General features: G+C 70.1%; 21 protein-coding genes. 14 read left to right on the top strand and 7 right to left on the bottom strand.

Annotation, left to right across the window (positions count from 1 at the left end):
- Positions 1-103 precede the first annotated feature (103 nt).
- Positions 104-3,364 carry an amidase family protein gene (locus ACGFIV_RS05310; protein ID WP_392832180.1) on the bottom strand — a complete coding sequence of 1,087 codons (3,261 nt, stop codon included), beginning with the start codon at positions 3,362-3,364 and terminating at the stop codon, positions 104-106.
- Between the two features lie 252 nt (positions 3,365-3,616).
- Between ACGFIV_RS05310 and ACGFIV_RS05305 the strand changes: the two genes are divergently transcribed.
- Together ACGFIV_RS05305 and ACGFIV_RS05300 are read left to right on the top strand one after the other, a co-directional pair.
- Complete coding sequence (locus ACGFIV_RS05305) at positions 3,617-3,976, top strand: hypothetical protein (RefSeq protein WP_392832177.1); 360 nt, start codon at positions 3,617-3,619, stop codon at positions 3,974-3,976.
- Positions 3,977-4,310: 334 nt separating this feature from the next.
- Positions 4,311-5,543 carry a hypothetical protein gene (locus ACGFIV_RS05300; RefSeq protein ID WP_358550691.1) on the top strand — a complete coding sequence of 411 codons (1,233 nt, stop codon included), beginning with the start codon at positions 4,311-4,313 and terminating at the stop codon, positions 5,541-5,543.
- 108 nt (positions 5,544-5,651) lie between these two features.
- On the opposite strand, the gene ACGFIV_RS05295 is transcribed toward ACGFIV_RS05300, so the two are convergent.
- The 4 genes from ACGFIV_RS05295 to ACGFIV_RS05280 all read right to left on the bottom strand — a co-directional run bounded on the left by ACGFIV_RS05295 (position 5,652) and on the right by ACGFIV_RS05280 (position 7,001).
- Positions 5,652-5,930, bottom strand: coding sequence for an ATP-binding cassette domain-containing protein (locus ACGFIV_RS05295; protein ID WP_358550693.1), 279 nt, complete (start codon positions 5,928-5,930; stop codon positions 5,652-5,654).
- 63 nt (positions 5,931-5,993) lie between these two features.
- On the bottom strand, positions 5,994-6,320 hold the full coding sequence (locus tag ACGFIV_RS05290; RefSeq protein ID WP_358550694.1) for a DUF1048 domain-containing protein: 327 nt from the start codon (positions 6,318-6,320) through the stop codon (positions 5,994-5,996).
- 1 nt (position 6,321) lies between these two features.
- Positions 6,322-6,678: a DUF1048 domain-containing protein gene (locus ACGFIV_RS05285; RefSeq protein ID WP_392832173.1), complete on the bottom strand. Its 357-nt coding sequence runs from the start codon at positions 6,676-6,678 to the stop codon at positions 6,322-6,324.
- Positions 6,675-7,001 carry a PadR family transcriptional regulator gene (locus ACGFIV_RS05280; protein WP_358550698.1) on the bottom strand — a complete coding sequence of 109 codons (327 nt, stop codon included), beginning with the start codon at positions 6,999-7,001 and terminating at the stop codon, positions 6,675-6,677. Before ACGFIV_RS05280 ends, ACGFIV_RS05285 begins: the two co-directional genes overlap by 4 nt.
- Before the next feature lie 302 nt (positions 7,002-7,303).
- On the opposite strand from ACGFIV_RS05280, the gene ACGFIV_RS05275 reads away from it, so the two are divergent.
- Positions 7,304-9,160, top strand: coding sequence for a hypothetical protein (locus ACGFIV_RS05275; RefSeq protein WP_392832169.1), 1,857 nt, complete (start codon positions 7,304-7,306; stop codon positions 9,158-9,160).
- Positions 9,124-9,492 carry a helix-turn-helix transcriptional regulator gene (locus ACGFIV_RS05270; RefSeq protein WP_358550702.1) on the top strand — a complete coding sequence of 123 codons (369 nt, stop codon included), beginning with the start codon at positions 9,124-9,126 and terminating at the stop codon, positions 9,490-9,492. Before ACGFIV_RS05275 ends, ACGFIV_RS05270 begins: the two co-directional genes overlap by 37 nt.
- On the opposite strand, the gene ACGFIV_RS05265 is transcribed toward ACGFIV_RS05270, so the two are convergent.
- On the bottom strand, positions 9,458-10,057 hold the full coding sequence (locus ACGFIV_RS05265) for a TetR family transcriptional regulator (RefSeq protein ID WP_358550704.1): 600 nt from the start codon (positions 10,055-10,057) through the stop codon (positions 9,458-9,460). The two genes, ACGFIV_RS05270 and ACGFIV_RS05265, sit on opposite strands and share 35 nt — an antisense overlap.
- A gap of 72 nt (positions 10,058-10,129) precedes the next feature.
- Here ACGFIV_RS05265 and ACGFIV_RS05260 point away from each other — a divergent pair, with 72 nt between their 5' ends.
- The 5 genes from ACGFIV_RS05260 (at position 10,130) to ACGFIV_RS05240 (ending at position 15,760) form a co-directional block, all read left to right on the top strand.
- Positions 10,130-10,951, top strand: a complete 822-nt coding sequence (locus ACGFIV_RS05260) for a class I SAM-dependent methyltransferase (protein WP_358550706.1) — start codon at positions 10,130-10,132, stop codon at positions 10,949-10,951.
- Between the two features lie 52 nt (positions 10,952-11,003).
- On the top strand, positions 11,004-11,591 hold the full coding sequence (locus tag ACGFIV_RS05255; protein WP_358550708.1) for a dienelactone hydrolase family protein: 588 nt from the start codon (positions 11,004-11,006) through the stop codon (positions 11,589-11,591).
- Positions 11,592-11,907: 316 nt separating this feature from the next.
- Positions 11,908-12,315, top strand: coding sequence for a MarR family transcriptional regulator (locus ACGFIV_RS05250; RefSeq protein WP_358550710.1), 408 nt, complete (start codon positions 11,908-11,910; stop codon positions 12,313-12,315).
- A gap of 117 nt (positions 12,316-12,432) precedes the next feature.
- On the top strand, positions 12,433-13,632 hold the full coding sequence (locus ACGFIV_RS05245) for a cytochrome P450 (RefSeq protein ID WP_358550712.1): 1,200 nt from the start codon (positions 12,433-12,435) through the stop codon (positions 13,630-13,632).
- 598 nt (positions 13,633-14,230) lie between these two features.
- A complete protein-coding gene (locus ACGFIV_RS05240) occupies positions 14,231-15,760 on the top strand; it encodes an alpha-L-arabinofuranosidase B (RefSeq protein WP_358550714.1) in 1,530 nt (509 codons plus the stop codon).
- 120 nt (positions 15,761-15,880) lie between these two features.
- Here ACGFIV_RS05240 and ACGFIV_RS05235 read toward each other — a convergent pair whose 3' ends face one another.
- A complete protein-coding gene (locus ACGFIV_RS05235; protein ID WP_358550716.1) occupies positions 15,881-17,377 on the bottom strand; it encodes an Ig-like domain-containing protein in 1,497 nt (498 codons plus the stop codon).
- Between the two features lie 477 nt (positions 17,378-17,854).
- Here ACGFIV_RS05235 and ACGFIV_RS05230 point away from each other — a divergent pair, with 477 nt between their 5' ends.
- From ACGFIV_RS05230 to ACGFIV_RS05210, 5 genes are read left to right on the top strand one after another with little or no spacing between them, the layout of a single operon-like run.
- The gene (locus tag ACGFIV_RS05230) at positions 17,855-20,542 is read left to right on the top strand and encodes a family 78 glycoside hydrolase catalytic domain (RefSeq protein ID WP_392832161.1); all 2,688 of its coding nucleotides are present in this window, start codon (positions 17,855-17,857) and stop codon (positions 20,540-20,542) included.
- On the top strand, positions 20,539-21,534 hold the full coding sequence (locus tag ACGFIV_RS05225) for an ABC transporter permease (protein WP_392832158.1): 996 nt from the start codon (positions 20,539-20,541) through the stop codon (positions 21,532-21,534). The genes ACGFIV_RS05230 and ACGFIV_RS05225 overlap by 4 nt, the downstream gene beginning before the upstream one ends.
- On the top strand, positions 21,531-22,406 hold the full coding sequence (locus ACGFIV_RS05220; RefSeq protein WP_392832156.1) for an ABC transporter permease: 876 nt from the start codon (positions 21,531-21,533) through the stop codon (positions 22,404-22,406). Before ACGFIV_RS05225 ends, ACGFIV_RS05220 begins: the two co-directional genes overlap by 4 nt.
- Positions 22,403-23,401, top strand: coding sequence for an ABC transporter ATP-binding protein (locus tag ACGFIV_RS05215; protein ID WP_358550724.1), 999 nt, complete (start codon positions 22,403-22,405; stop codon positions 23,399-23,401). The genes ACGFIV_RS05220 and ACGFIV_RS05215 overlap by 4 nt, the downstream gene beginning before the upstream one ends.
- Positions 23,398-24,354 (top strand): oligopeptide/dipeptide ABC transporter ATP-binding protein, encoded by a 957-nt coding sequence (locus ACGFIV_RS05210; protein WP_358550726.1) that lies wholly within the window; start codon positions 23,398-23,400, stop codon positions 24,352-24,354. The genes ACGFIV_RS05215 and ACGFIV_RS05210 overlap by 4 nt, the downstream gene beginning before the upstream one ends.
- The last annotated feature ends 47 nt before the right edge of the window (positions 24,355-24,401 follow it).

The following is a 24,401-nucleotide window of genomic DNA, read 5'->3' as shown; positions in this document are numbered from 1 at the left end:
GGCGAGGCCCCAGTACGGTGCGGCGCGGCCACCACTCCTCACTACTCATGGATGCGATTACAGGGCCCGCGCCGGTCGGCGGCGCGGGCCCCTTGGGTGGAGGTCAGTGGCGGGATCGGGAGGTGAGGAGGCGGTCGCCGGGGTTGCACAGCTCCCCGGTGAAGAACGTGCTGCCGGGCACGCACCGCCACATGCTCGGGTTGGTGTAACTGGGGGCGAGACGGACGTTCGTCGCCTGTTCGAGGGCGTAGCCGTCGGCGAGGAGGGTCGCCTCGCTGAAGGCCGTGCCGACGAGGGTGACGCCGATCGGGTTGTGGCCCGCCGAGCTGGCCGTGGCGCCGTACCCGGCGGGGAGCGTCAGCGCCGGATAACCCGCGCGGTCGGCGTATCCGACGAGCGCGCTGCCGCTCGGCACCATGACGGCGTCGAAGTCGTCGGACTTGTCGTCCGGCGTTCCGTTGGTGAGGATTCCGTCGATCAACGCCCGGTTGGACGACTTGCCCGCCTCCAGGTCGGCCTTGTACGCCGCGCTGGTGGCGGGGTCGGACAGGTCGACGGCCTGGGCGGCGAGAAGCTGGCCCTGCTGGTACTTCAGTCCCTCCACGGGGTTGGCGTTGTTGTAGTCGATGAGGGCCTGCAGCGACCGGGCTCCTGGTCCGCGCCGGATGCCGGCCAGGTAGGCGTCGAGGTCACGCTTGAACTCGCTCGGCACGACGCTCGCCGGGTCGGGGCTGGGCGTGCCGGGTGTCACCTGGGTCGTCGTGGCCCCGAGCGACTGCAGGGCCGTCACCATCGCGGGGTACGGCGCGGCCGTGCTCGCCACGACGGCGATCTTCTTGCCCCGCAGGGCGGTCGCGGACAGGCCCTCGGTGTAGTTCCTGACGGGCGCGCCCGCCGTCGCCGGGTCGGCCCGGTCGGGTCCGGCGATCACCGTGAGCGCGCTCGCGGCGTCGTACACGGTGCGGGTGATCGGGCCGGGCGCGTCCTGTGACCGGGCGACGGGCAGGACGCCGGTGCGGCTGACCAGGCCGACCGTCGGCTTCAGGCCGACGACGCCCGCCGCGTCGGCGGGGGCCACCAGCTGGGCCGAGTCGGTGGAGGTCTCCATGCCGATGGTGAACGCCGCGAGCCCCGAGGCCGTCGCCGCCGCCGACCCGCCGGACGAACCGGCCGGAGTCTTGTCGGTGTCGGACGGCAGGAGCACCTGACCGGCGAGCGAGGAGTACCCCTTCGGCATGTTCGTGTCGAAGACGCCGTTCAGCTCGGAGATGTTCGTCTTGCCGAGGATGATCGCCCCGGCGGCCTTGAGCTTGGCCACCACCGTCGAGTCCCCGGACGGCCGGAGGTCCTGCAGGGCGATCGAGCCGCCCGTCGTCGCCAGCGAGTCCACGTCGAACCCGTCGTTGAGCAGCACAGGAAGGCCGTACAGTGGCCCGCGCGGAGGCTTTTGGCCATTCTTATCCCGCTTATCCTTGTCGCGTTCCCGGTCGCGCTCCCGGGCCTCCTTGATGGCGTCGGTGTTGATCGAGCGGACCGCCTGCGTGGCCGGGCCTTCGGCGTTGGTCAGCGCGATCCGGTAGAGGTACGCCTTGACGAGCTCCTCGGAGGTGAGCGTGCCCGCGGCGAGCCGGGCGCTCAGGCTCTGCGCCGACTCGGTCTCCAGCGAGAACCGCAGCGGCTGCGGCGCTCGGCCGAGCAGGTCCATGATCGTGTCGTAGTCGGGGTTGCAGTGCCCGCGCCTGGCGAAGGGCGGCGCCGGGACGGTGTGCGCGCAGCGGTACATGCTCGGGTTCACCGAAGCGGCCGTCTGGCGCAGGCGGGTGGCCCGCTCGATGACGTACCCGACGCCGATGATGTTGTACTCGTCGTACGCGTTCCCGTGGACCTGCACGTTGACCGCGCGGCGGGTCGTGGCGGCGTACCCCATGGGGATCGTCATCGTCGGGTACCCGGCCTGCGGCCCGCTGGGGACGCTGCCGAGGATCGCGATCACGGGGTCGGCGGGCTGGGCCGGGTCGGAGTTGGTGTAGGTCATCATGTCGTCGATGGCTTTGTGCCAGGCGGCCTTGCGGATGGGCAGGTTCGTCCGGTAAGCGATCTCGTTGGCCCCGCCGGGGGTGATGTCGGCGAGCGACGCGTTGAGGTGGCTGTTGTTGCCGAACTTCAGGGCCTGCTGCTCGTTGGCCTGGTTGTCGGCCACCTCCTGGACCAGCGACTGGATCGGCGCCTTGGAGCCTAGGCGCTTGTAGTACTCGTCGATGGTCTTGTGCTGCTCGTACCCGCTCGGCAGGTTCGGCAGCGTGCCTACGGTCGCCGTGGGACGCGGCACCATGATCGCGCCGGCGGCCGTGAGCGCGTCGTACGCGATCTTGAGCGGGGTGCCGTCGGTCAGCGTGCCGTTGTATCCGATCTTCTTGCCCTTGACGAAGTCGACGTCCAGGGCCGCCATGTAGTCAGGCAACCGCGCGGGCGGGGCCGGAATGACGCCGGTGGCGAGGTAGTCCGGTCCGAAGATCGCGCTGTACTCCGCGTCGCTGCCCGGGTCGGGACCGGCGATCGAGGCGAGCGTCATCGCCGCGTCCGACACGCTGCGCACCATCGGCCCCGCCGTGTCCTGCGACGCGCTGATCGGCGCGATCCCGTACCCGGGCACGAGCCCGACGGTCGGCCGCAGCCCGACGAGGCTCTGCGTGCTCGACGGGCTGATGATGGAGCCCGAGGTCTCCGTGCCGATCCCGAGCGTGGAAAGCGCCGCGGCCATGGCGGTGCCGGTTCCGGAGGAGGAACCGCTGGGGTTCTGGTCGGCGTCGATGCCGTTCACGACCTGCCCGGTGAGGTTGCTGAACCCGGACGGCTGGTTGCCGAAGCTGTTGGCGAACTCCGAGAGCCCCACCTTGCCGAGGACCACGACCCCGCGCTCACGCAGCTTCTTGGTGATGCCCGCGTCGGTCGCCGGGTACGACTTGCGCAGGGAGTAGTTGCCGGCCGAGGTGTACATGCCGGTGACGTCGATGAGGTCTTTCAGGAGGATCGGCAGCCCGTGCGCGGGCCCGAGGACCTGGCCCGCCTTCCGCTGGCGGTCGGCCAGCGCCGCCTGCTTCAGTGCGTCCGGGTTGATCTGGGTCACGGCGTTCAACCCCGGCCCGCGCTTGTTCAGCGCCGCGATCCGGTCGAGGTAGGCCTGGGTGAGCTCAACGGAGGTGAGTTGTCCCTTGGCCATCATGGCCTCGGCCTGGGCGCCGGTGAGCGTTTCCAGGTCGAGTACGCGCGGCCGGTGGTCCTTGGCCGTGGCGGCCGCCGGTGTGAGCGTCACGGTGAGGGAGAGGGCGAGAAGAGCTGTGACGGTGAAGCGGATTTTGGGCACCACACGCTCCTTGAGGAACCTGGTAATGCCCGTGACCGTATAGACGATCAATTACCGCCAAATGTCCGGAATGTTCCGTGTGCCGAAATCAGCGGAACGGACGTCCGAATCCCCGTCTGGGGCGCTCGCACCGCGTGCCGAATCAGTGCGGCGGCGGTGCCCCGCGGGCCTCCGCGACGCGCCGCGCGGCGCCGCCCTGACCAATTGCCCCGATCACCTTTCGCGACCTTACGGTGGCTGCATGATTGGGCTATGTCAGGACGTGTTGCGAGATGGGTGGGCGGCGCCCTCGTCGCGGTGGCCGTGATCGGATTGGGCGTCTACTTCACCACGGTCGGACTCGACAAGGCCGACAAGCTCGCCAGCGTGATCGGCGTGTTCATCGGGCTGGCCGGCCTGGCCCTGGCGATCTACGGGCTTCTCGCCGACCGCCGGACCGGCCCGCCGTCACCGCGGCCCTCGACGGCCCAGGACACCGGATCGGTGCGCAACGAGATCCACGGCGGCACCCATTACGGCCCGGTCATCCAGGGCCGCGACTTCCGCCAGGTCAACCTCGGCTCCTCGCCACCGCCGGCGCCGGATGGCCCGGACACCTCCACCGAGGGGTGAGGCGGTGACCGGCCCCACCGACAACACGATCATTGGGGTACGCCGTCCGCGGCTCGACCGCGACCCAGCCCGCCGGCTCGTCGTCGACGATCGGCGGCTTCATGGCCGTCGTCTCATCGACGGTTCGGGAATCGTGGTGTCCAGAAAGGGCCCTCGGTCATGCTCCGCATACCAGGGTCCTCCGGACGTTGAGTAGTGATTGCTCATCCGGCGGTGGCGGGTCGGCGGCGATGATTCTTCCCGTCGTCGACGCCATCCGGGCGTCGCCTCACCACACGATAGGCGAGAGATGTCACGTCCTACTCCCTGGCCGGCCCGGCGCACAAGGCTGACGATGGCGATGCTGGTCGCCGCCGGTGCCACCCTTCTCCTCCCCCTGCCGCCGGCGGACGCGGATCCGGGCCATGGCCGGTCGGTGTCCTCCACCCGCGATACGGAGCTGGCTCGCCGGCAGGCGCCGATGCTCGCACTGGCTGACGACCTGGAGGCCTCCGGCCGGGCCGCGGGCACCGGTTTCGCCGGCGTGGTGCTGGACGTGCCGGACGGCATCGTCCACCTGTACTGGAAGGGCGCCGCGCCCAAGGCGGTCGACGCCGTGGCGGCGAAGGCGCCGCGGGGCGTCCGCGTGCGGGTGCACCCGGCGGCGTACTCGGCCGACGAGCTGCGCGAGCGCGCCGATGAGATCATCCGCAGTCGAGGGCTGAGCGCCGGTGGCGACGTCCATCGCGTGACGCCGCTGGCGGACGGCAGCGGCCTGGAACTGGGCGTCACCCGCGCCGCGGGGACGGCCGCCGGCAATGCCCCGGCCGATCCCATGGTGGTGAACACCGAAGTGGAGTCGGCGCCCACTCCCTACGACGGCCGATGGGGCGGCGCCTCTCCGTTCGAGGGGGGCATCCAGATCGGCGAATGCAGCACGTCCTTCGGCGGGCTGATGTCCCCGGCGGGCCCCGACTGGGTCTACCCCGCCAAGCTCATCACGGCCGCGCACTGCTACTCCGTCGGAGACCAGGTGCGCACCGGGAACTCCGCCACGGGCGGCCCGGTGGTGATCGGTCATGTCGAGGCGGTCAATCCCGCGCTGGACTCCGCGCTCATCGCGGTGGACTCGGGCAAGTTCGTCACCGGCTGGATGTGGGACGGCGGCGTGCTGGACGGGTCGGAGTTCACCAAGCCGGTCGTGGGGACCTCGGCCGCGCGGAAGGGCTCGCTGGTGTGCTCCTCGGGCGCGTGGAGCGGCGCCCACTGCGACATCAAGATCACCAAGACCGACTCGACGCTCGACTGGGGGACCCACATCTCCCGGGCGGTGTCCATCGGCGACCAGCTTCAAGGGGAGCTGGCGAGCGGAAGCGGCGACAGCGGCGGACCCGTGTTCACCCTCACCAGCGACTTCAGCAGCGTCCTCGCGGCCGGAGTGATCATTGGCGGGGACGACGGCCGACCCGCGACGTGCACCTACCGGTCCAACCGCTGTTCCACCAGGCTGTTCTTCACCGACTTCCGCACGGTGCGCTCCTACTGGAACCTGTCGTGGATGGCGGGCCAGGGCCCCGAAGGCCTCTGAGTCGCTGAAGGGGACGTCAGTGCCGCCCAGGCCCGTCGCCTGGTCATCGATCATGTTGAGCCAGGTCGCGCCGAACAGCTACCTAGGCGGTCCTGCGGCGGTAGGTGTTCATGGCGAAGGCGAACGCGACGATATCGACTCCCGCACGTTCGCCGGTTGCGTGGCGACGTCGAAGCCGTTGACACCGGCCGTGCCCGCGTCAGCCTTGAGCAGCGTGGACAGGATCTTCACGACCGTGGTCTTGCCGGCCCCGTTGGAGCCGAGCAGGGCGAAGATGCTGCCCCGCGCCACGCCGAAGTCCACGCCGCGCAGCACCCGCAGCTGCTTGAACGACTTCTGCAGGCCCCGCATGTGGATCACAGGCCCTCGGACCTCATCGGCTGTCATTCAGTATTCCGTTGATGCAGGCGCTGGCGCTGATCAAATGGTATAAGGCCGGGTCGACGGATGTTACTTCTCGGCCGTGCCGGGTTTCCCGCTGATGGACTCCTGATAGATGTCCGCGTTGGTGCGCGAGTCCTTGATCAGGTCGTCGCAGAAGGCAGCGACATCGTTGCCGATGAGTTCCAGGACCCCCTTGCCTGCCGCGACGCCCTCCTCGAAGAAATCGACTATCCCTGAGAGTAGGGACCCGTCAAGCAACTCGATCGGTCCGACCTTGAAGAAGTACCTCTGAATCTCCTTGTAGACGATCTGGTAGTCCGGCGGGAGCGCCTTGACCCGCGCCATGTGCGCCCGCCACTGCTTCTTGCCCTCGATGATGTCTTGGATGCCCACGTCAGCCTCCTAGCCGGCCCAATTTCCTTGCGACGTTCCTGTTCAACTGCTCGCGCCACCGGTCGCGAAAGCTCTGAGCCCCTTCTCCGCCGGCCAGCGCCGCGCAGAAGCCCTCGATGTCGTCACCCAGCACCTCGTGAATGCCCCGCCCATCGGCCGCCGTCTCTTCGAGCAGCCCCAGAGCACCGTCGAGAATTGGCATCAGGTTTCGACCTGTGAAGTCCGAGTAGGGAGAAAGATGGCCCTTGATCTCTTCCCACGCCGCCCGGTAACCGGCCGGCAATGCCTCGGCCCGGGATTCGAACGCCTTCCATTCCCTGGTGAGATCGCTGCCTGTCATGGTCTCCCAGAAGTTCATCTCCCGCCCTCCTTGAGCTTGTCGATCCGTGATGTGACGTACTCCCATTTGGCCCAGAACGTTGCGAGTTCTTCGCGCCCCGCGTCGTTGAGCGCATAGAACTTGCGCGGCGGGCCCAGCCCGGACGGTCGTTTCGTCGCCTGGACGAGCCCGTTCTTCTCCAGTCGCAGCAGGATGGTGTAAACCGTCCCCTCGACGACGTCGGCGAAGCCGAGTTCGTTAAGCCGGCGCGTGATGGCGTACCCGTAGGTCTCCTCGCTGCCGATGATTTCAAGCACGCAGCCCTCAAGCGTGCCCTTCAGCATCTCCGTCAGGTCGTCCATCGTGGGTCCTCTTCGATCTCCTGGTACTTTGTAGTACCGAGTACCACTACACGGTACCACAGAGTAGTGAACAAGGAGGCTGCGAGGACCGGGGGCGGATGCGGGATCAATGTTCAAGGCCCGTGGACCGGATCCCAAGGGAACGGCAAGAAATCTTCAATCCGCCTTTCGCATCGTGGGGAACGTCCACCGTGGAAAGGCGGAGCGTAATGATCAACGTCACGTACCCTCGGCGTCCCGGCGTTCCGGCAGGCCGAGGGTCGAACGGCGGACCGACGAGGCGATGGACCGGCGCCGCCGCCATGGGCGAGACGTCCACCGGCCCGTACCCGCTGACGGGGCGCTGGCCGCTCGTCGGCCGCCACGACGAGCTGACGCGCTTCGCTCAGGTGCTCGCCGATCCGTGGATCCAGGGCTTCGTGGTGTGCGGACCCTCCGGCGTCGGGAGGTCACGGCTGGTGGAGGAGTGCGTGACGGCGGCGGTGGACCAGGGATACGAGGCGGTGCGAGCGGCGGCGAGCGCGCCGGCGGCGAGGATCCCGTTCGGGACGATCGCCCACCTGCTCCCGTACGACGTCGACCCCGCCGGCCCGGTGGCGGGATTCGTCTCGGTGTCCAAGGCGCCGGCCGAGGCGGCGCGGAACAGGCTGGTGGTGCTGGTGGACGACCTGCAGCTGCTGGACCCGGCCTCTGTCGTGCTGACCAGGCAGCTCATGGACGTCGGCCTGATCTTCCTCATCGGGACGATCCGTACGGACGGGCCCGTCACCGGCGCCATGGAACTCATACGGTGGGAGGACTCGGTACGCCGGGTCGACCTGGCCGAACTCGACCAGGACACCGTCGAGGAGCTGCTTCGGACCGTGCTCGGCGGACCCGTCGGACGGCGCACGCTGCACGAGCTGTTCACCGCGTCCGGCGGCAACGTGCTCTACCTGCGCGAACTGGTCCTCGGAGCCCTCCGCGCCGGGGCACTCGCGAGCGAGGGGACATTGTGGGAACTGGCCACGGGCTCGCCGACGCACACGCCCAGACTGACCGAGCTGATCAACGCGCGGCTGGCGTGCGCCGGCGGCACGGGACGTCGGTTCCTGGAGCTTCTCGCGCTGTGCGAGCCGCTGGGACCGCTCGACGTCGACGCCCTCCCCCAGACCCTGATCGACCTCGAACGGGCCGGGGTGATCCGCGCGTCCGGTGACGGGCGGCGTGTCAGCCTGACCCTGGCCCACCCCCTGTACGGGAAGGTTCTGCGCGCGCAGACCCCCCTGATCAGGCGCCGGGCCATGCTGCTGCGCCAGGCCGAGCGGATCGAGGCTCATGGCGCCCGCCGCGACGACGACGCGCTGCGCATCGCCTCCTGGCGGCTGGCGGCCACCGGCACCGCCGACCCCGCCCTGCTCGTACGGGGTGCGGCCACGGCTCGCCGCGCCGGCGACCATGCCCGCGTCCTCGCCCTGCTGAGCACGGTGGACACCGAACATCACACGACCGGATCCCGGCTCCTGTACGGCGAGGCACTCATGGAGACGGGCCAGTGCCGGCAGGCCGAGGCGGTGCTTGCCGGCGCGTACGAGCAGGCGTCCACGGAACGGGAACGGCGGGTCGCGACCAGGCTGCGCACCCACAACCTGTTCTGGATGGGCGCGCGGACGAAGGAGGCCCTCGAACTCAACGACGAGGCGCTCTCCCGCGTCCCCCATGGAGCCGACCGCGAACTCCTGCTCATCGACAGGGCGACCATGATCACGATGTCCGGCCGGCCCGCCGAGGGAGTGCGGCTGCTGGACGCGCTTCCGCGGGAGGAACTCCGGGCGAAGGAGGTGAACGGGTGGCTGTGGGCGACCTCGTCGAAGGCGACCGCGCTGGCGCTGCTCGGCCGTACCCGTGAGGCGTGGTCCCTGGCCGAGGCGGCCGAGCGCGCCCACCGGGCGCATCCGCGGGACGAGCAGGCCCCGCCTTCCCCGGCGTTCACCTACGTGCTCCCGCTCACGCACGCGGCGGCGGAGGACGGCCGGCTCGCGCTGGCTCGTGAGATCGGAGCGCGCGGCACCGCCGGCCTGCTCACCGGGCGAGCCGCAGGCCAGGGGGCGACGTGGAACGCGCTGAGCCGGGCACGTGTGGAATGGCTGGCGGGACGGCCGCACGCGCCACGGAGCTGAGGGCGCGCTGCGAAGGCGCGGACACACCTCTTCTGGCCACCGGCCACGAGGCCGTTCCCCTGACCGCGCGCGAGCGTGACATCGCGCTTCTGGCCGCCGGCGGCACCCCGAGCAAGGACATCGCCCAGACCCTGGTCCTCTCGGTGCGCACCGTCGACAACCACCTGCAGAAGATCTACACCAAGCTCGGGGTCACCACCCGGCGTGACCTCGCCCATGCCCTCGGGGGAAGGCAGGCTCAGCGGACCTCCACGCCCGCCGCTCCTGGGCGCGGCCGGTTCCCAGCCGCTGGACCGTTCACAGAAGCCGTCTCTGCACGACGTCGGCGATGACGGTGGCCACGGCCTTGTGGACGGCACCCGGCTCCGGCGGGGTGCCTTTGCGGTCGGCGAAGAGCAGGTGCCCGGTGCCGATCAGCGCGGGAGCGAGCGTGTCGACGTCGGCGTCCGCCGCGATGCGGCCCAGTTCGCGCTCGACGCTGAGGTAGGAGGCGATCATCGCCGCGGCTTCCGTCAGGAGCGGGACGCCGGTCGGCCTGGCCTGGCGCAGCCGGGCGCGCAGGTCGTCCCGGGAGATGACGAGGCCGACGATCGCCACGGCGACCGACCCGAACAGGTCCGTCAGCGCGCCGGTGAGGTTGCCGGCGACGGTGCCGGTCCCGGCGGAGTCGCGCAGCGCGGCGGCCTGGTGGTCGATCCGGGCTATGCGGTCCAGCACGAGCTCGGCGAGGAAGCCGTCGAAGTCGGCGAAGTGCCGGTGCAGGACGCCCTTGGCGCAGCCCGCCTCCGTGGTGACCGCCCGGCTCGTCAGCGCGCTCGGCCCGTCCCGGAGCAGGACACGCTCGGCGGCGTCGAACAGCTGCTCGCGCGCGTCGCGAATGGCCACCCCTGTCGGCACCGTGCATCCATCCCTTTCGTCGCCAAGGCACACCCGGTTGTCGAGTGGGCGGTTGCCCACTATGGTGGGCACATGCCCACTGTACCTCCGGAACGAGTGCCCTTCTCCGAGCGCGAGCCTCATCAGGCCCGTGAGCTGGCAGAGTCATTCGGCTCTGACCCCGAACGCTACGACCGGACCCGGCCCCGCTATCCCGGCGCCATGGTGGACCGCGTCGTCGCCGCGAGCCCCGGCCCCGACGTCGTCGACGTCGGCTGCGGTACCGGCATCGCCGCCCGGCAGTTCCAGGCGGCCGGCTGCAGGGTGCTCGGGGTCGAGGTCGACGCGCGGATGGCCGAATGGGCGCGACAGCGGGGGCTTGAGGTCGAGGTCGCGGCGTTCGAAGCCTGGGATCCCGCCGGCCGGCTGTTCGACGCCGTCGTCTCCGGGCAGGCCTGGCACTGGGTGGACCCGGTCGCGGGAGCGGCGAAGGCGGCGGACGCGCTGCGGCCCGGCGGCCGGCTGGCCGTGTTCTGGAACGCGTTCCAGCCCCCGCCCAACCTGGTGGAAGCCTTCTCCGAGGTCTACCGCCGGGTGATGCCCGACTCGCTCGCCCCCCGGATGAAGGCCGCGTCGGACGGGTACTCGGTGCTGAGCACCAGGGCGGCCGACGGGGTACGGGCGACGGGCGCGTTCGGCGACCCGGAGGAGTGGCTATTCGACTGGGAACGGTCCTACACCCGGGACGAGTGGCTGGACCAGCTGCCCACTTCCGGTGTCCACTCCCAGTTCCCGCCTGCCAGTCAGGCGGAGGTGCTGGCGGGCATCGGAGCCGCCGTCGACGCCGTGGGAGGTCGCTTCACGATGCGCTACACCGCGATGGTGGTCACCGCGGCGCGAACCGGCGCCGCCTGACGGGGCCGGTCCCGCGGCGATACGTGCCAGGCGGGTATCCTCGGATGCCGTCATGGAGGTGGTCACCGTGGCCGAAGTGGTCCTGTTTCATCACGCCCAGGGCCTCACCCCGGGCGTGATCGGCTTCGCCGAGGAACTCCGGGGCGAGGGACATACCGTCCATACGCCCGACCTGTACGACGGCCGGACCTTCGACACGCTGGACGCCGGCGTGGCGTACTCGGAACAGCTCGGCGTCGAGGAGATCTTCGATCGCGGCACCCGCGCCGTCTCGGGCCTACCGGCCGAAGTCGTCTTCGTCGGGTTCTCGCTCGGGGTGCTGAACGCGCAGAGACTGGCCCAGACGCGGCCCGGCGCCCGCGGCGCCGTGCTCGTGTACTCGTGCGTTCCGACCTCCTACTTCGGGCCGTGGCCCGCCGAGGTCCCGGTACGGATCCACGCCATGGACGCGGACCCCGTCTTCCGTGACGAGGGCGACGCCGAGGCCGCCCGCGCGCTCGTCGAGGAGGCCCCCGACGCCGAGCTGTATCTCTATCCCGGCGACCAGCACTATTTCGCCGACAGCTCGCTGCCGTCCTACGACGCCGGCGCCGCCACGCTGCTGCTGCACCGCACACTGGCATTTCTGCGATCACGCTGAACGGGCGCCATGACCGCCACCGTCATACCGGCCCTGGCTGGGCACGGGCATCGGGTCATCGGTTTCGGGCCTGGTAGGCCTCTCGGCTGGCCTCGATGTGCGCGACGTGCTCGATGGCCCAGCCGGCGAGGGCCAGCGCGGGGGGAATGAGGCTCTTGCCGGTGGGGGTCAATAGTGAAGCATCATGAGGCTACTTACGACTGGTAACCACCGTGGCCAGCGCCAGGTCACTGGTCTCCGAGGCGTCCCTCATGGAGATTTCCTCCTGGATCGTCGCGGCGCTCCTGGCCCTCATCGTCTCGGCGCGACGCGGACGATGGGCCGCCTGCACGCGTGGCTGCTGATCTGCGAGCCGCCCCACCAGTCGCTCACCGAGCTGGCCGCACAGCTCGGCGTGAGCAAGACCGCGATCAGCATGGTCGCCCGGCAGTTGGAGATGGCCGGGATGATCGAGCGCGTCCCCACGCCGAACCGCGAGCATCGCTACCAGGTGGTGAGCGGCGGATGGGCGCACGTCATGCGGGTCCAGATGGACGCCCTGCGACCGGCCCTGGAGGCGTTGGAGTTCGGAATGTCGGTCATCGGCGACGCTCGGCCCGAGCAGCGGGAGCGGCTGAAGGAGACCAAGGAGTTCTTCGCCTTCACCGAGCGCGACGCGGACGAGTTCCTCCAGCGCTGGCATGAATACCGCAAGAAGGGAGACGACAACCGGAGCGCCGAATGAACGCGGAAAAGGGTCGACTTCCAAGCTCTGCCGGCGCGGCGGAACATGGCCACGGGGTACCGGGTCATGTTCCGAGCGCGTGCTCTGCCGCAGTGAAATCACGACCAAGGAGAGACGATGACCGACATCGTCAAGCGCTACAACATCCCCGAACAGCTCTTCTGGCTGCGCGGTCCGCGATCGGGCCCGGCGGTCGAGTTCGACGCCCGCGCCGGGATGTGGAACGTCTACGGCTACCCCGAACTGCAGGAGGTCCTCGGCGACCCCGCGACGTTCTCCTCCGACACCCTGCGCGTGGTCCCCGAGAGCATGAAGCCCGACAGCGAGGAGTTCTCGCTCGACGGCTTCATCACCCAGATCGACCCGCCGGAGCACGGCAAGCTGCGCAAGCTGGTCAGCAGCGCCTTCACCCGCAAGGTGGTCGCGGATCTCGAGCCGAGGATCGCCGCCCTCACCCACGAGCTGCTCGACGCGGCGCGCGATCGCGGCCGGTTCGAACTCGTGACCGATCTGGCCTACCCGCTCCCCGTCATCGTCATCGCCGAACTGCTGGGGGTGCCCAGCAGCGATCGCGCCCTGTTCAAGCGATGGGCCGACGCGCTGTTCCAGCGGGATACCAAGGTCTCACTCGCCGAGCCCACCGACGCGCAGAAGGCGGAAGTCCAGGCCACGCTGGGACCGTGGAAGGAAATGGCCGACTATCTCGCCGCCCACGCCGCGGAACGCAAACGGCAGCCGCGCACCGACCTGCTCACCCGGCTGGTCGAGGCCGAGGTGGACGGCGAACGGCTGCCCGGCGACCAGGTGGTCAACTTCGCGATCGTGCTCCTGCTCGCCGGGCACATCACCACCACGATGCTGCTCGGCAACACCGTGCTCTGCCTGGACGCCTACCCCGAGCAGCAGGACAGGGTGCGGGCCGACCGCGCCTCGATCCCGGCCGTCATCGAGGAATCCCTGCGCCTGTTCACCCCGTTCGCCCTGCTCGGCCGCGCCACCACCCGCGAAGCCCAGCTCGGCGGCGTGACGATACCGGCCGATCAAATGGTCATGGTCTGGCTCGGATCGGCCAACAGAGATCCTCGGCAGTTCCCCGACCCCGTCGCCTTCGACCCCGGTCGTGCCCCCAACCCGCATCTCGCCTTCGGCCACGGCATCCACTTCTGCCTCGGCGTGCCCCTGGCCCGGCTGGAGGGACGCGTGGCGCTGAACATCCTGCTCGACCGGTTCGATCCCCTGCGCACCGATCCGGATGACCCCGTGGAGTTCATGCCCGCACCGACCATGACGGGAATACGCCGCCTTCCGTTGATCTGACTCCTCACGTTTCGCAGTCAGCCACCTGGGTCACACTGCTCCCGCGCCGCGAGGACGCGGCGCGGGACGGGCGGCGCGGACCGGCCGCGGCGACCGCGCCAAGCGGTGGGCAGAGGCGTGAAAGTTACATCCGCTCGGGTGGGCGTCTTGGGGAGCCGGACATGGCCGGGCCAGCGCGAGGGCGTGCCGTGGCGAGAGTCGGGCGGCGGGTTCGCGGCATGGCACTTGTGGCCGTCTCATACCGGGGTTACCATCGCCGGGATCCGGAGGAGTGGAAAATGCCCAATGGACGCCGTGAAATGTTAGCGCAAACATTAATGAGGTCCGGAGGCGTTCACTCCGGGCTCGGATGGCGCGCTCGCCCCTCTCTTCGTGATCGCGGGCCGCGACGGAGCGCCAGCCGGAATACCTCCGACGAGCCCCTACCCCGTGAGAAGCGCGGGATGATCTAGTCGAACGGACATCGGCACTCCACGAATCGACGGCATATTTGTTAGCGCTAACAAATTGCCGATCGCCGATCCGCGCTTCAGGCATTCACGTGTCACCCCCCACAGGAGCGGAAATGGTCACGATCGTTCGGTCTCGACTTCAGCGCGTGAGAAAGGCTTTACTGCTCGCGGCCACGGCGGTCGCGCTCATCGCCGGCACGCTGGTCGGCTTACCCGGCGTCTCCCAGGCCGCGGGGCCACTCCCCTGCGACATCTACGGTTCCGCCGGCACGCCGTGCGTGGCCGCGCACAGCACCACGCGAGCGCTCTTCGCGGCCTACGGCGGCAATCTCTACCAGGTGCGGCGCTCCTCGGACAACGCCACGCAGAACATCGGCCTACTGGCGGCCGGGGGTTACGCGAACGCCGCCGCGCAGGACTCGTTCTGCGCGAACACGGCGTGCGTCATCACGGTCATCTACGACCAGACCGCCCGCCACAACGACCTGTTCATCGAGCCTGCGGGTACGGCGGGGCCGGCCAATTCCGGCGTCCCCGCGGACGCGCTGCCGGTGACCGCCGGCGGGCACACGGTCTACGGGGCGTCGTTCTCGGGCCTCATGGGCTACCGGCACACGGCCGCGTCGGGCGTCGCCGTGAACGGCCAGCCGGAAGGCATGTACATGGTGACGTCAGGCACCCACGTGAACAACAGGTGCTGCTTCGACTACGGCAACGTGGAAGTGCAGATCGCCGACACCGGCAACGGCCACATGGACGCCATCAACTTCGGTACGGAATGCTGGTTCGCGCCGTGCTACGGAGCCGGCCCCTGGGTTCAGGCGGATCTGGAGAACGGCCTCTTCCAGTCCAGCGCCGGCCCCAGCCAGAACTCGTCGAACACGGGCAACAGCGCTCCGTTCGTGACCGCGCTGCTGAAGAACAACGGCCAGAACTTCTTCGCGCTCAAGGACGGCAACGCGCAATCGGGCGGCCTCACGACGCGGTACTCCGGACCGGAGCCCACGCGCGGCGGCTACTCCCCGATGCACCAGGAGGGCTCCATCGTCCTCGGCACGGGCGGCGACAACAGCAACGGGTCCATCGGATCCTTCTTCGAAGGCGTCATGACGGCGGGTCTGCCGACCGACGCGGCCGACAACTCGGTGCAGGCCAACATCGTCTCCGTCGGATACGGCGCGGCGAGCCCGGTCGCGGGGGGCACACTGAACCCGGGATCGACGATCTCGCTGCGCGCGACCACGGCGTGCTGTACGACGCGCCACATCCGCCACCAGAACAACAACGCGGTCACGTCCGTGATCACGTCCGGCAGCTCGGCCGTCGACAAGGGCGACGCGTCGTGGATCGTGCGCCGCGGCCTCGCGAACAACTCGTGTGTGTCGTTCGAGTCCAGGAACTTCCCCGGTGACTTCTTGCGGCATTCGAACTACCAGCTGTTCAGGCAGCCGATGGACGGCACCGCGCTGTTCCGCTCCGACGCGACGTTCTGCCCGCAGGCCGGCAAGAGCGGCCAGGGCACCTCGTTCGCGTCGTACAACTTCCCGACCAGGTTCATCCGCCACTACAACGACACCGTGTACATCGCGAGCAATGGCGGCTCCAATGCGTTCGACTCGGCCACCTCGTGGGCGGCCGACGTGAGCTGGGTCGTCAGCTCTCCCTGGACGCCGTAGGCACGACCTCCGGTCCCCATCCGTCACCGCCAGGCTCGGCCTGGCGGTGACGGATGCGTGACGACGGCGACGGGGGGACGTCCGGGGACCCCACTTCGGTGTGGTCCCCGGACCGCCTTACTAGTGGTCGTCGCCGGGGTTGAGGCGCGCGCCCGGGGAGCCGCCCGTCCTCGCCGCCTTCTTGGTCGGGTACAGGCAGGGCGGCGTTCCGAACACCACGCCATCCAGGAAGTTGCCGCTTCCCTGGCTGCCCCCCGCCGCCGACACCGATTCGAAGGCGAATCGGGTGGTCGTCTGTCCCGGAGGCACGATGTACACCCCGGTGTAGAAGCCCCAGGCGGTGTTGCCGTCGGAGATGTCCGGGGACGCGGCCCCGGTGGGGACCTGAGCCACGGTCGCGCCCGGTGCGCCGACGAGCACCCGCATCACGTCGGTGCCCGCGCGGCCTCGGTGGTACAGCGACCAGGTCATCGGTGTTCCCGGCACGGTGGGAAGGTCCTGGTAGAGCGTGGAGACCTGGTTGGCGTTGAGTTCGGCGAACTGCTGGCCGTCCGCCGCCGGGACGGCGATGCTCCCGCCCCCGGTCTGGCCGCTGTGCCAGAACTCCAGCTTGTTGTCGGTGGCGGTGGTGTGCCAGCCGACGCTCGGGTTGATGGAGGCGTCGGGGATGGAGCTGTTGATCGTGGCCACGGGTGGCGACTCGAAGCTTCCGTTGACCAGGTTGACCGGTGTGTAGTCGCAGGTGACCGTGACGGTGACCGTGGCGGTGCTGGTCCCGCAGGCGGTGGTGATGGTGTACGTGAAGGTGTCGGGGCCGCTGAAGCCCGCGGTGGGTGTGTAGATCACGTTGCCACCGGAGATCGTCGCGGTGCCGTTGCCCGGCTTGGTGACACCGCTGATCGTCGGCGAGTTCGCGGTGTCGTTGGCCAGGACTGGCACGCTGACGGCTGTGCCCTGCGTGGTGGTGGAGGTGTCGTCGGCGGCCTTGGTGGGTGAGATGGACTGCCCGCCGGCGATCTGGATCGGCGGGGCGGGGGTGTTGGCTCCGAGCTGGCCCGGGGCGGCGATGACGCTGCTGATCCCGGTCGGCCGGATGGTCATGGAGCCCCCGATGGTGCCCTGCCTCACCTGGAAGGTGATGACCTTCGGGGATGGGTCGGTCTTGGTGCCCTGCGAGGGGATCGACAGGGTGGTGCCGCTGATGGAGCCGGCTCCCGACTGGCTGACGACGTCAGCGTTGGCCAGCAGTGACGACAGGTCCCACATGGTGGTGTATCGGCTGACCAGTAGCGGCCACCGGGCCGTGCGGTGCGTCAGCGTGAGGGTGAACGTGCCGCCCGGCGTGATCTGCCCGCCCCACAGGGGTGGGGAGGTGTCGACCGAGACCGACCCGCTGCCCAGCTGCATGCCGAGTGCGTTCTTCCAGTAGTAGCTGACGGGGTAGGTCGCCTGCCCCGGCCGGACGCACGGCGCGGCCGCGGCTCGCGTGACGGCCTGCCGTACGGACGTGGCGGCGCTCGCGCCCGTACCGGCCGCCACCTGCGTCCCCGATGCGGCCAGCAGCGCCGACAGGGCGCAGGCCAGGGCGGTGATCGCGGATCTGGATCGTTGTGACATCAATCTTGAACTCCCACTCTGAGGGACGTCCTCATAGATCAACTTCACGACGAAGTTACTATCCGCGTTCGACCCATGACGCCGAGTGCCGAACCATGTGATCTTCGTGTCGCGCCGCCGGCGGGCCTGGCGCCCCCGGGCACCGGGGGCGCGCGCACAGACGGACGCGCCGTAATCGAAACGAATGGCGCGATGCTGCCCCACCGTGCGGCGCAGGGTCAAGAGGTTGGACCCATGTTCATGTACATGAACCGAATTCGCCTAATCATGCACTTAACACCAAAATCAGACATATGTGAAACTAGCTATCAAAGATCTAAATAGTAGATCAAATCTCTACGGAAAGTTCACCCATGTGAACTTCGGTTCTCATCCTTGACAGGTCGATGCGAGGTGGCGCACGATTCCGCTCGTGTGAACGGTGCGTTACAGAGGCGCGTTCCGGAGGGCCGAAAACCAGAAGGGCAGTTCGCGATGATGAGGCAGCAGACAAGCTCGGCGTTGGGTTCGCTGCGCACCGGGGGGCGCGTCGATCCGCTGGGCATGCCCGGCACGCCGCCGCGCCTGTCCTGGTCGGTCGCGCCGGAGGCCCGGATAGATCCCGGCACCTCATTCGAGGTGTCCGTCGCCGAATCGGAGCGCGCGCTGCGGGACGGCTCGGTGCTGTGGTCGGGCGGCGGCGAGCGCCCCTGGGTGGGCTACGGCGGGCCGGAGCCCGCCGCGCGGCAGCGGCTGCACTGGATGGTCACCGCCGTGGATCGTTCCGGCCTGCGCCTTGCGAGCGAGGTCGCGTCGTGGGAGGTCGGGCTGACCTCGCCCGCCGACTGGCGGGCAGAGTGGATCGCCGCCGAGCCGGTGGCGTTCCCGCGTGAGAGTCTGGACCCCTGCCCGTACCTGCGGCGCGAGTTCGACGTCGAGGACGTGGGCACGGTCCGGGTGTACGCGAGCGCGCTCGGCCTCTACCGCCTCTGGCTCAACGGCGTCGAACTGACCTCCGGCGAGCTGTACCGGCCCGGCTGGACCGACTACGCCATCCGCGTCCACCACCAGACCTTCGACGGCACGGCGGCGCTGCGGCCCGGGCGCAACACTCTCACCGCCGTCCTGGCCAAGGGCTGGTACGCGGGACGCCTCGGCCTGCTCAACGAGCCCGGCCACTACGGCGACCGGCCGGCCTTCCTGGCGCAACTGGAGGTCGACGGTGTCCCCGTCGTCGCCACCGACGGCGGATGGCGCACGGGGCACGGCGCCCTCCAGGCATCCGACCTGCTGCGCGGCGAGATCCAGGACCTGCGGCAGGAGCCCGGGGGCTGGCACCTGAACGGGTTCGACGACAGCGCCTGGGCTCCGGCCCGGCCGTTCGCCGGGGCGCCCGAGCTGGTGCTGCCGCAGCCGCACGACTCGATCACCGGCTACCAGGTCCACCCCGGCCGGTTGGTCCACGAGCACGCGCGAGGCCCGGCCATCTTCGACTTCGGGCAGAACCTGGTCGGCTGGACCAGGCTCACCACCCCCTGCGCGCCCTCGGTCGAGCTGATCGTGCGGCACGGCGAGATCCTCACGCCGGACCTGCTGGTCTACCGCGACAACCTGCGCGGCGCCTTCCAGGAGGACCGCTACACCGTTCCCGACCGGGGGCCGCATAGCCTTTCGACCTCGTTCACGATGCACGGTTTCCGCTACGCCGAGGTGTGGGGGCTGCCGTCGACGACGCCGCACGGCGGGTACAAGGTGTTGCCGGAGACCTCCATCGAGGCGCGCTCGGTCACCGGGCTGCCGACCCGGACCGGCTGGTTCGAGTGCTCCGACGACCGGCTGACCCGGTTGGCGAGCAACGTGGAGTGGACCGTACGGGACAACTTCCTGGAGGCCGCGACCGACTGCCCGCAGCGGGACGAACGGCACGGCTGGCTGGGCGACGCGGGCGTGATCGCCCCGACCGCCGCCTACCACTTCGACGTCTCCGCGTTCGTGGCCAAGTTCGCGCAGGACGCCGCCGACACCCAGGACGCCGAGGGGGTCATCCGCAACTACGCGCCGGCCGTGCCGCCCAGCTCGCTCAGCCCGGGGGCGCCCGGCTGGTCCGACGGCTTCATCCGGCTGGTGCACCTGCTCGTCCAGCGGTACGGCGAGCTGGCCGCCGCGCGGCGGCTGCTTCCTGCCATGGTGCGCTTCCTCGGCCACGTCGACCGCGCCAACCCCGATGGCCTGCGCGTCAACCAGACCGGCGCGGACTTCGGGGACTGGCTGTCCCTGCCGGAGCGCGAGGGGCTGAAGCGGCACACCGGGTTCGAGTACACCGGCGCGTACTCGACCACTCCCCGGCCGATCGTCGGGACGGGGCACAGCTACCGCTCCTTCGTCCAGCTTTCGGAGATCGCCCGGTGGCTGGGCGAGGACGGCGAGGCGGACCGGCTCGCGGCCAGGGCGGAGGGGATCCGCGCCGCGTACCTGGAGGCGTTCCTGCTGCCCGACGGCAGCATCAAGGAGGCGACCCAGACCGCCTACGCCCAGGCCGTCGGGTACGGCCTGGTGCGGGGCGAGGCGGCGCGGGCGATGGCCGACCGGCTCCGCGAGAGCATCGAGCGGATCGGATACGTGACCACCGGGATCCACGGCGTCGAGCACGTGCTGCCCGTCCTGAGCGCCCACGGGCATGCGGACTTCGCCGCCGGGCTGCTGCTCCGCGACCAGATGCCCAGCTGGCTCTACATGGTCGGCCAGGGCGCGACGACGATCTGGGAGAAGTGGAACGGCATCGAGCCGGACGGGACGCTGGCCACCGCCGAGATGAACTCCTTCAACCACTGCGCCCTCGGCGCGGTCGGCCGCCACCTGTTCGAGGGTGTGGCGGGAATCGACGCGACGGAGACCACCTGGACCGGCGAGATCGCCGTGCGCGCCACCTACACCCGCGACCTCGACTGGGTCAGGTCCGCCTACGACAGCCCGGCCGGCCCGATCAGCAGCCACTGGAGATGGTCCGGCGAAGTCGTCGAGCACGAACTGGAGGTGCCCGGCGCCGCGTACGCGACCGTGCACGCGCCGACCGGCGCCGCACTGGAGGCCGAGGGTGCTCTGGAGGCGGGGGGCTCGGCGGCAGCCGGGCAGGTCAGGCTCGGTCCCGGCCGCCACACGGTCCGCGTTCACCTGGGCCCGCGATGAGGACGCGGACGGTCATGCTGCGGCTGGCCCGCCTGGCGGCCGTGCTGCTCGTGGTGTCGATGCTGTGCTTCCTGAGCCTCAACCTGTTGCCGGGGGACCCGGCACGGGCGATCCTCGGCGAGGCGGGCACCCCCCAGGCGGTGGCGGCGCTGCACCGGGAGCTCGGGCTGGACCGGCCGCTGGCCGACCGCTACGTGACCTGGCTGGGCGGCATCCTGCGGGGTGACTTCGGCCGCTCCTACGCCAACCGGCAACCGGTCGCCGACATCATCCTCCAGCGGATCCCGGTCACCGTCGAGCTCATCGTCCTCAGCCAGATCATCGCGCTCGCGGTGGCCGTGCCCCTGGCCGCCGTCGCCGCGATCAAGCGGGGCACGGCGGTGGACCGCGGCATCAGCTCGCTGGTGTTCGTGGCCGTGTCGGTGCCCTCCTTCGTCCTGGCGTTCGTGCTGATCTGGGTGTTCGCGATCAAGCTCGGGCTGTACCCGGCCAACGGCTTCATCCCGATCGGCGCCGGGCTGGGGCAGAACCTCGGCTCGCTGTTGCTGCCCTCCCTCGCGCTCGCGGCCGGTCCGGCCGCGCTCTACCAGCGGGTGCTGAGAGCCGACCTGGTCGAGACGTACGGACAGGAGTTCATGAACGTCGCCCGTGCCAAGGGGATCTCGCCGTTGCGGATGGCCGTGCGGCACGCGTTCCGGCCCAGCCTGCTCGGGCTCACCACCTCACTCGGCGTGGTGGTCGGCGTGCTGATCGGGTCGAGCGTGATCATCGAGAACCTGTTCAGCCTGCCCGGCCTGGGGTCGATCCTGGCCCAGTCGGTCAGCGCCCGCGACTACGTCACCGTGCAGGGGGTCGTGCTGGTGGCGGCCACCTCGTTCGTGCTGATCAACGCGGTCGTGGACCTGCTGTACGGCTTCATCGACCCCCGGCTGCGCAAGACGCGGATGGTGGGCCGCCAGGTCAGGCGCGGGCGCGAGGTGCCGGTCGCGTGAGCACAGGACTCCTCCCGGCGGCCGGAGCCGCGAGCGCCACCTGGCGACGGCGGCTGCGCGCCTGGCGGCTCACCGACGCGCTGTCCCTGACGTGGCTCGTGCTCCTCGGCCTCGCCGCTCTGGCGCTGCCGCTGTTCCTCCACCTCGACACCGAGACCATGTCGGCGACCGAACGGCTCGTCGGACCCTCCGCCCAGCACTGGCTCGGCACCGACAACTACGGTCGCGACCTGCTCGCCCGAGCCCTGTCCGGGGCGCGGATCTCGCTCGGGATCGGGTTCGGCTCGGTGGCGGCCGCCGCCCTCATCGGCGTGCCGCTCGGCATGCTCGCGGGCTACCTCAAGGGCTGGGTGGACGGGGTCGTCTCCTTCGTCGTGGACGTGATCCTCGCCTTCCCCGGGCTGGTGCTGGCACTGGCGCTGGCCTCGTTCCTCGGAGCCTCGATCAGCAACGTGATGATCGCGATCCTGGTGCCGATGACGCCGGTGTTCGTCCGCCTTGCCAAGGCGCAGACGATGTCGGTGGCGGGCCGGGAGTACGTCGAGGCGAGTCAGGTGATCGGCACCCGGACGTGGTCGATCGTGGTGCGCGACGTGCTGCCCAACATCCTCCAGCCGATCCTGGCGTACGCGCTGGTCAGCGTGGGCTCGGCGATCCTCATCGAGGGCGGCCTGAGCTTCCTCGGGATGGGCGTGCCACCCGAGCGGCCCTCCTGGGGAAGCATGATCAACAATGGCCGGATCTTCATCAGCGAGGATCCGCGCCTGGTCGCGGTGCCGTCGATGTTCATGCTGCTGACCATTCTCGGCCTGAACCTGATCGCCGACCGCTTCCTGTCCCGTTCCGACGCCGCGACGGCAGGTGCGCGATGACCTCCTCCCCCGACGACACGCTGCTGAGCATCAGGGACCTGGTCGTGGAGTTCCCGACCAGTGCCGGTACGGTCCGCGCGGTCGACCACGTGAGTCTCGAACTCGGCCACGGCGAACGCCTCGGCATCGTCGGGGAGTCGGGCTCCGGCAAGAGCGTGCTGGCCCGCACCGCGATGGGGCTCACCCGGCCGGGCTCGGCCCGGATCAGCGGCCAGGTCGTGATCGCCGGGCACTCGGTGCTGGAGCTCGGCGAACGCCGCCGCCGGGCGCTGTGGGGACGCGAGGTCGCCATGGTCTTCCAGGACCCGCTGAGCGCGCTGCACCCGATCACGCCGATCGGCGAGCAGATCGCCGAGGCGGTCCGCCGCGACCCCCGGGCGACCCGCCGCCAGGCCTCGGCGCGGGCGGTCGAACTGCTGGAGACCGTGGGCATCCCGCAGGCCTCCCGTCGGGTCCACGCCCGCGCCCACGAGCTGTCCGGCGGGATGCGCCAGCGGGTGGCCATCGCGATGGCCGTCGCCTGCCGTCCCAAGCTGCTGTTCGCCGACGAGCCGACCACCGCCCTGGACGTCACCGTGCAGGCCCGCATCCTCGACCTGTTCGACGAGTTGTGCGCGAACTTCGGGATCGGGCTGGTGATGGTCAGCCACGACCTCGGCGTCGTCGGCCGCCACACCGACCACGTCGCCGTGATGTACGCCGGGCGGATCGCCGAACGAGGCCCGGTGCGGGCCGTCTTCGCCCGGCCGAGCATGCACTACACCAGCTCGCTCATGGCCGCGATCCCGCGGCACCGGGCGGCGGAGCAATCTCTGCCCCGTCCCATTCCCGGGCAGCCGCCCAACCTGCTGGCCCCGCCCCCCGGCTGCCGTTTCGGGCCCCGGTGCGGGCACGCCACGGCGCGCTGCCATGACGAGCAGCCGCCGCTGCTCGCGCTCGGCGACGCCCCCGGCCACGAGTACGCCTGCTGGCACCCAGGAAAGGCGAGCCGATGACGGAGCGGAAGCGACCGATCTTCACGCTGGAGAACGGCTCCGTGCGGTACGGCGGCGGCCCCGAAGCCGTCTCGGGAGTCTCCGTGCGGCTCTACCCAGGGGAGATCCTCGGCCTGGTCGGGGAGTCCGGATGCGGGAAGTCCACCACGGCCCGGGCGATGCTCGGCCTGGTCCCGCTGAGCGGCGGCCGGTTGACGCTGCACGGCGCCCCCGTGGGCGTCCACGACCGGCGGCTGCGGGCCTCGGTGCAGGCGATCTTCCAGAACCCGGCCGCGTCGTTCAACCCGAAGCGGTCGCTGCTCGACTCGGTCGCGGAACCGCTGCGGGTTCACGGCAAGGGCACCCCGAGGGAACGGCGCGCGCGGGCGCTGGCTGAGCTCGGCCGGGTCGGCGTCACCGAGCAGATGGCCGGCCGCCGCCCGAGCGAGGTCTCCGGCGGCCAGTGCCAGCGCGCCGCGATCGCCCGGGCCACGATCCTGCGCCCCGAGGTGCTCGTCTGCGACGAGCCGGTCTCCGCCCTGGACGTCTCCATCCAGGCGCAGATCCTGGAGCTTCTGGCCGAGCTGCGCACCGAGCAGGGCCTGGCCATGCTGTTCATCTCCCATGACCTCGGCGTCGTCGCGTCCCTGTGCGACCGGACCGCCGTGATGTACGCCGGGCGGGTGGTCGAGCAGGGCGCAGCGCCGGACATCGCCAACAGTCCCCGCCACCCCTACTCGGTCGCCCTCCAGGACGCCGTGCCCTCACTCGACCTGACCGACGACCTCACCCCCCGGATCCGCACCAGGACTGCGACCGACGACGTGGACGGCCGGCTCCTTCCGGGCTGCCGCTTCGCCGCGCTGTGCCCGTCCGTCACCCCGGCGTGTACGGCCGCTCCTCCCCCGCTGGAGGAACTGTCCCCGAGGCATGAGGTCGCCTGCTACCACCCGTTCGAGCCCGCCGTCCGCTGACATCGGCTTCACCACCCCCCGAGAAAGAAGGCAAGTCAATGCGCGTC

This window comes from Sphaerisporangium sp. NPDC049003 (genome assembly GCF_043197795.1).
Taxonomy (GTDB): Bacteria; Actinomycetota; Actinomycetes; order Streptosporangiales; family Streptosporangiaceae; genus Sphaerisporangium.
This window is presented reverse-complemented; position numbering and strand designations above follow the sequence as displayed.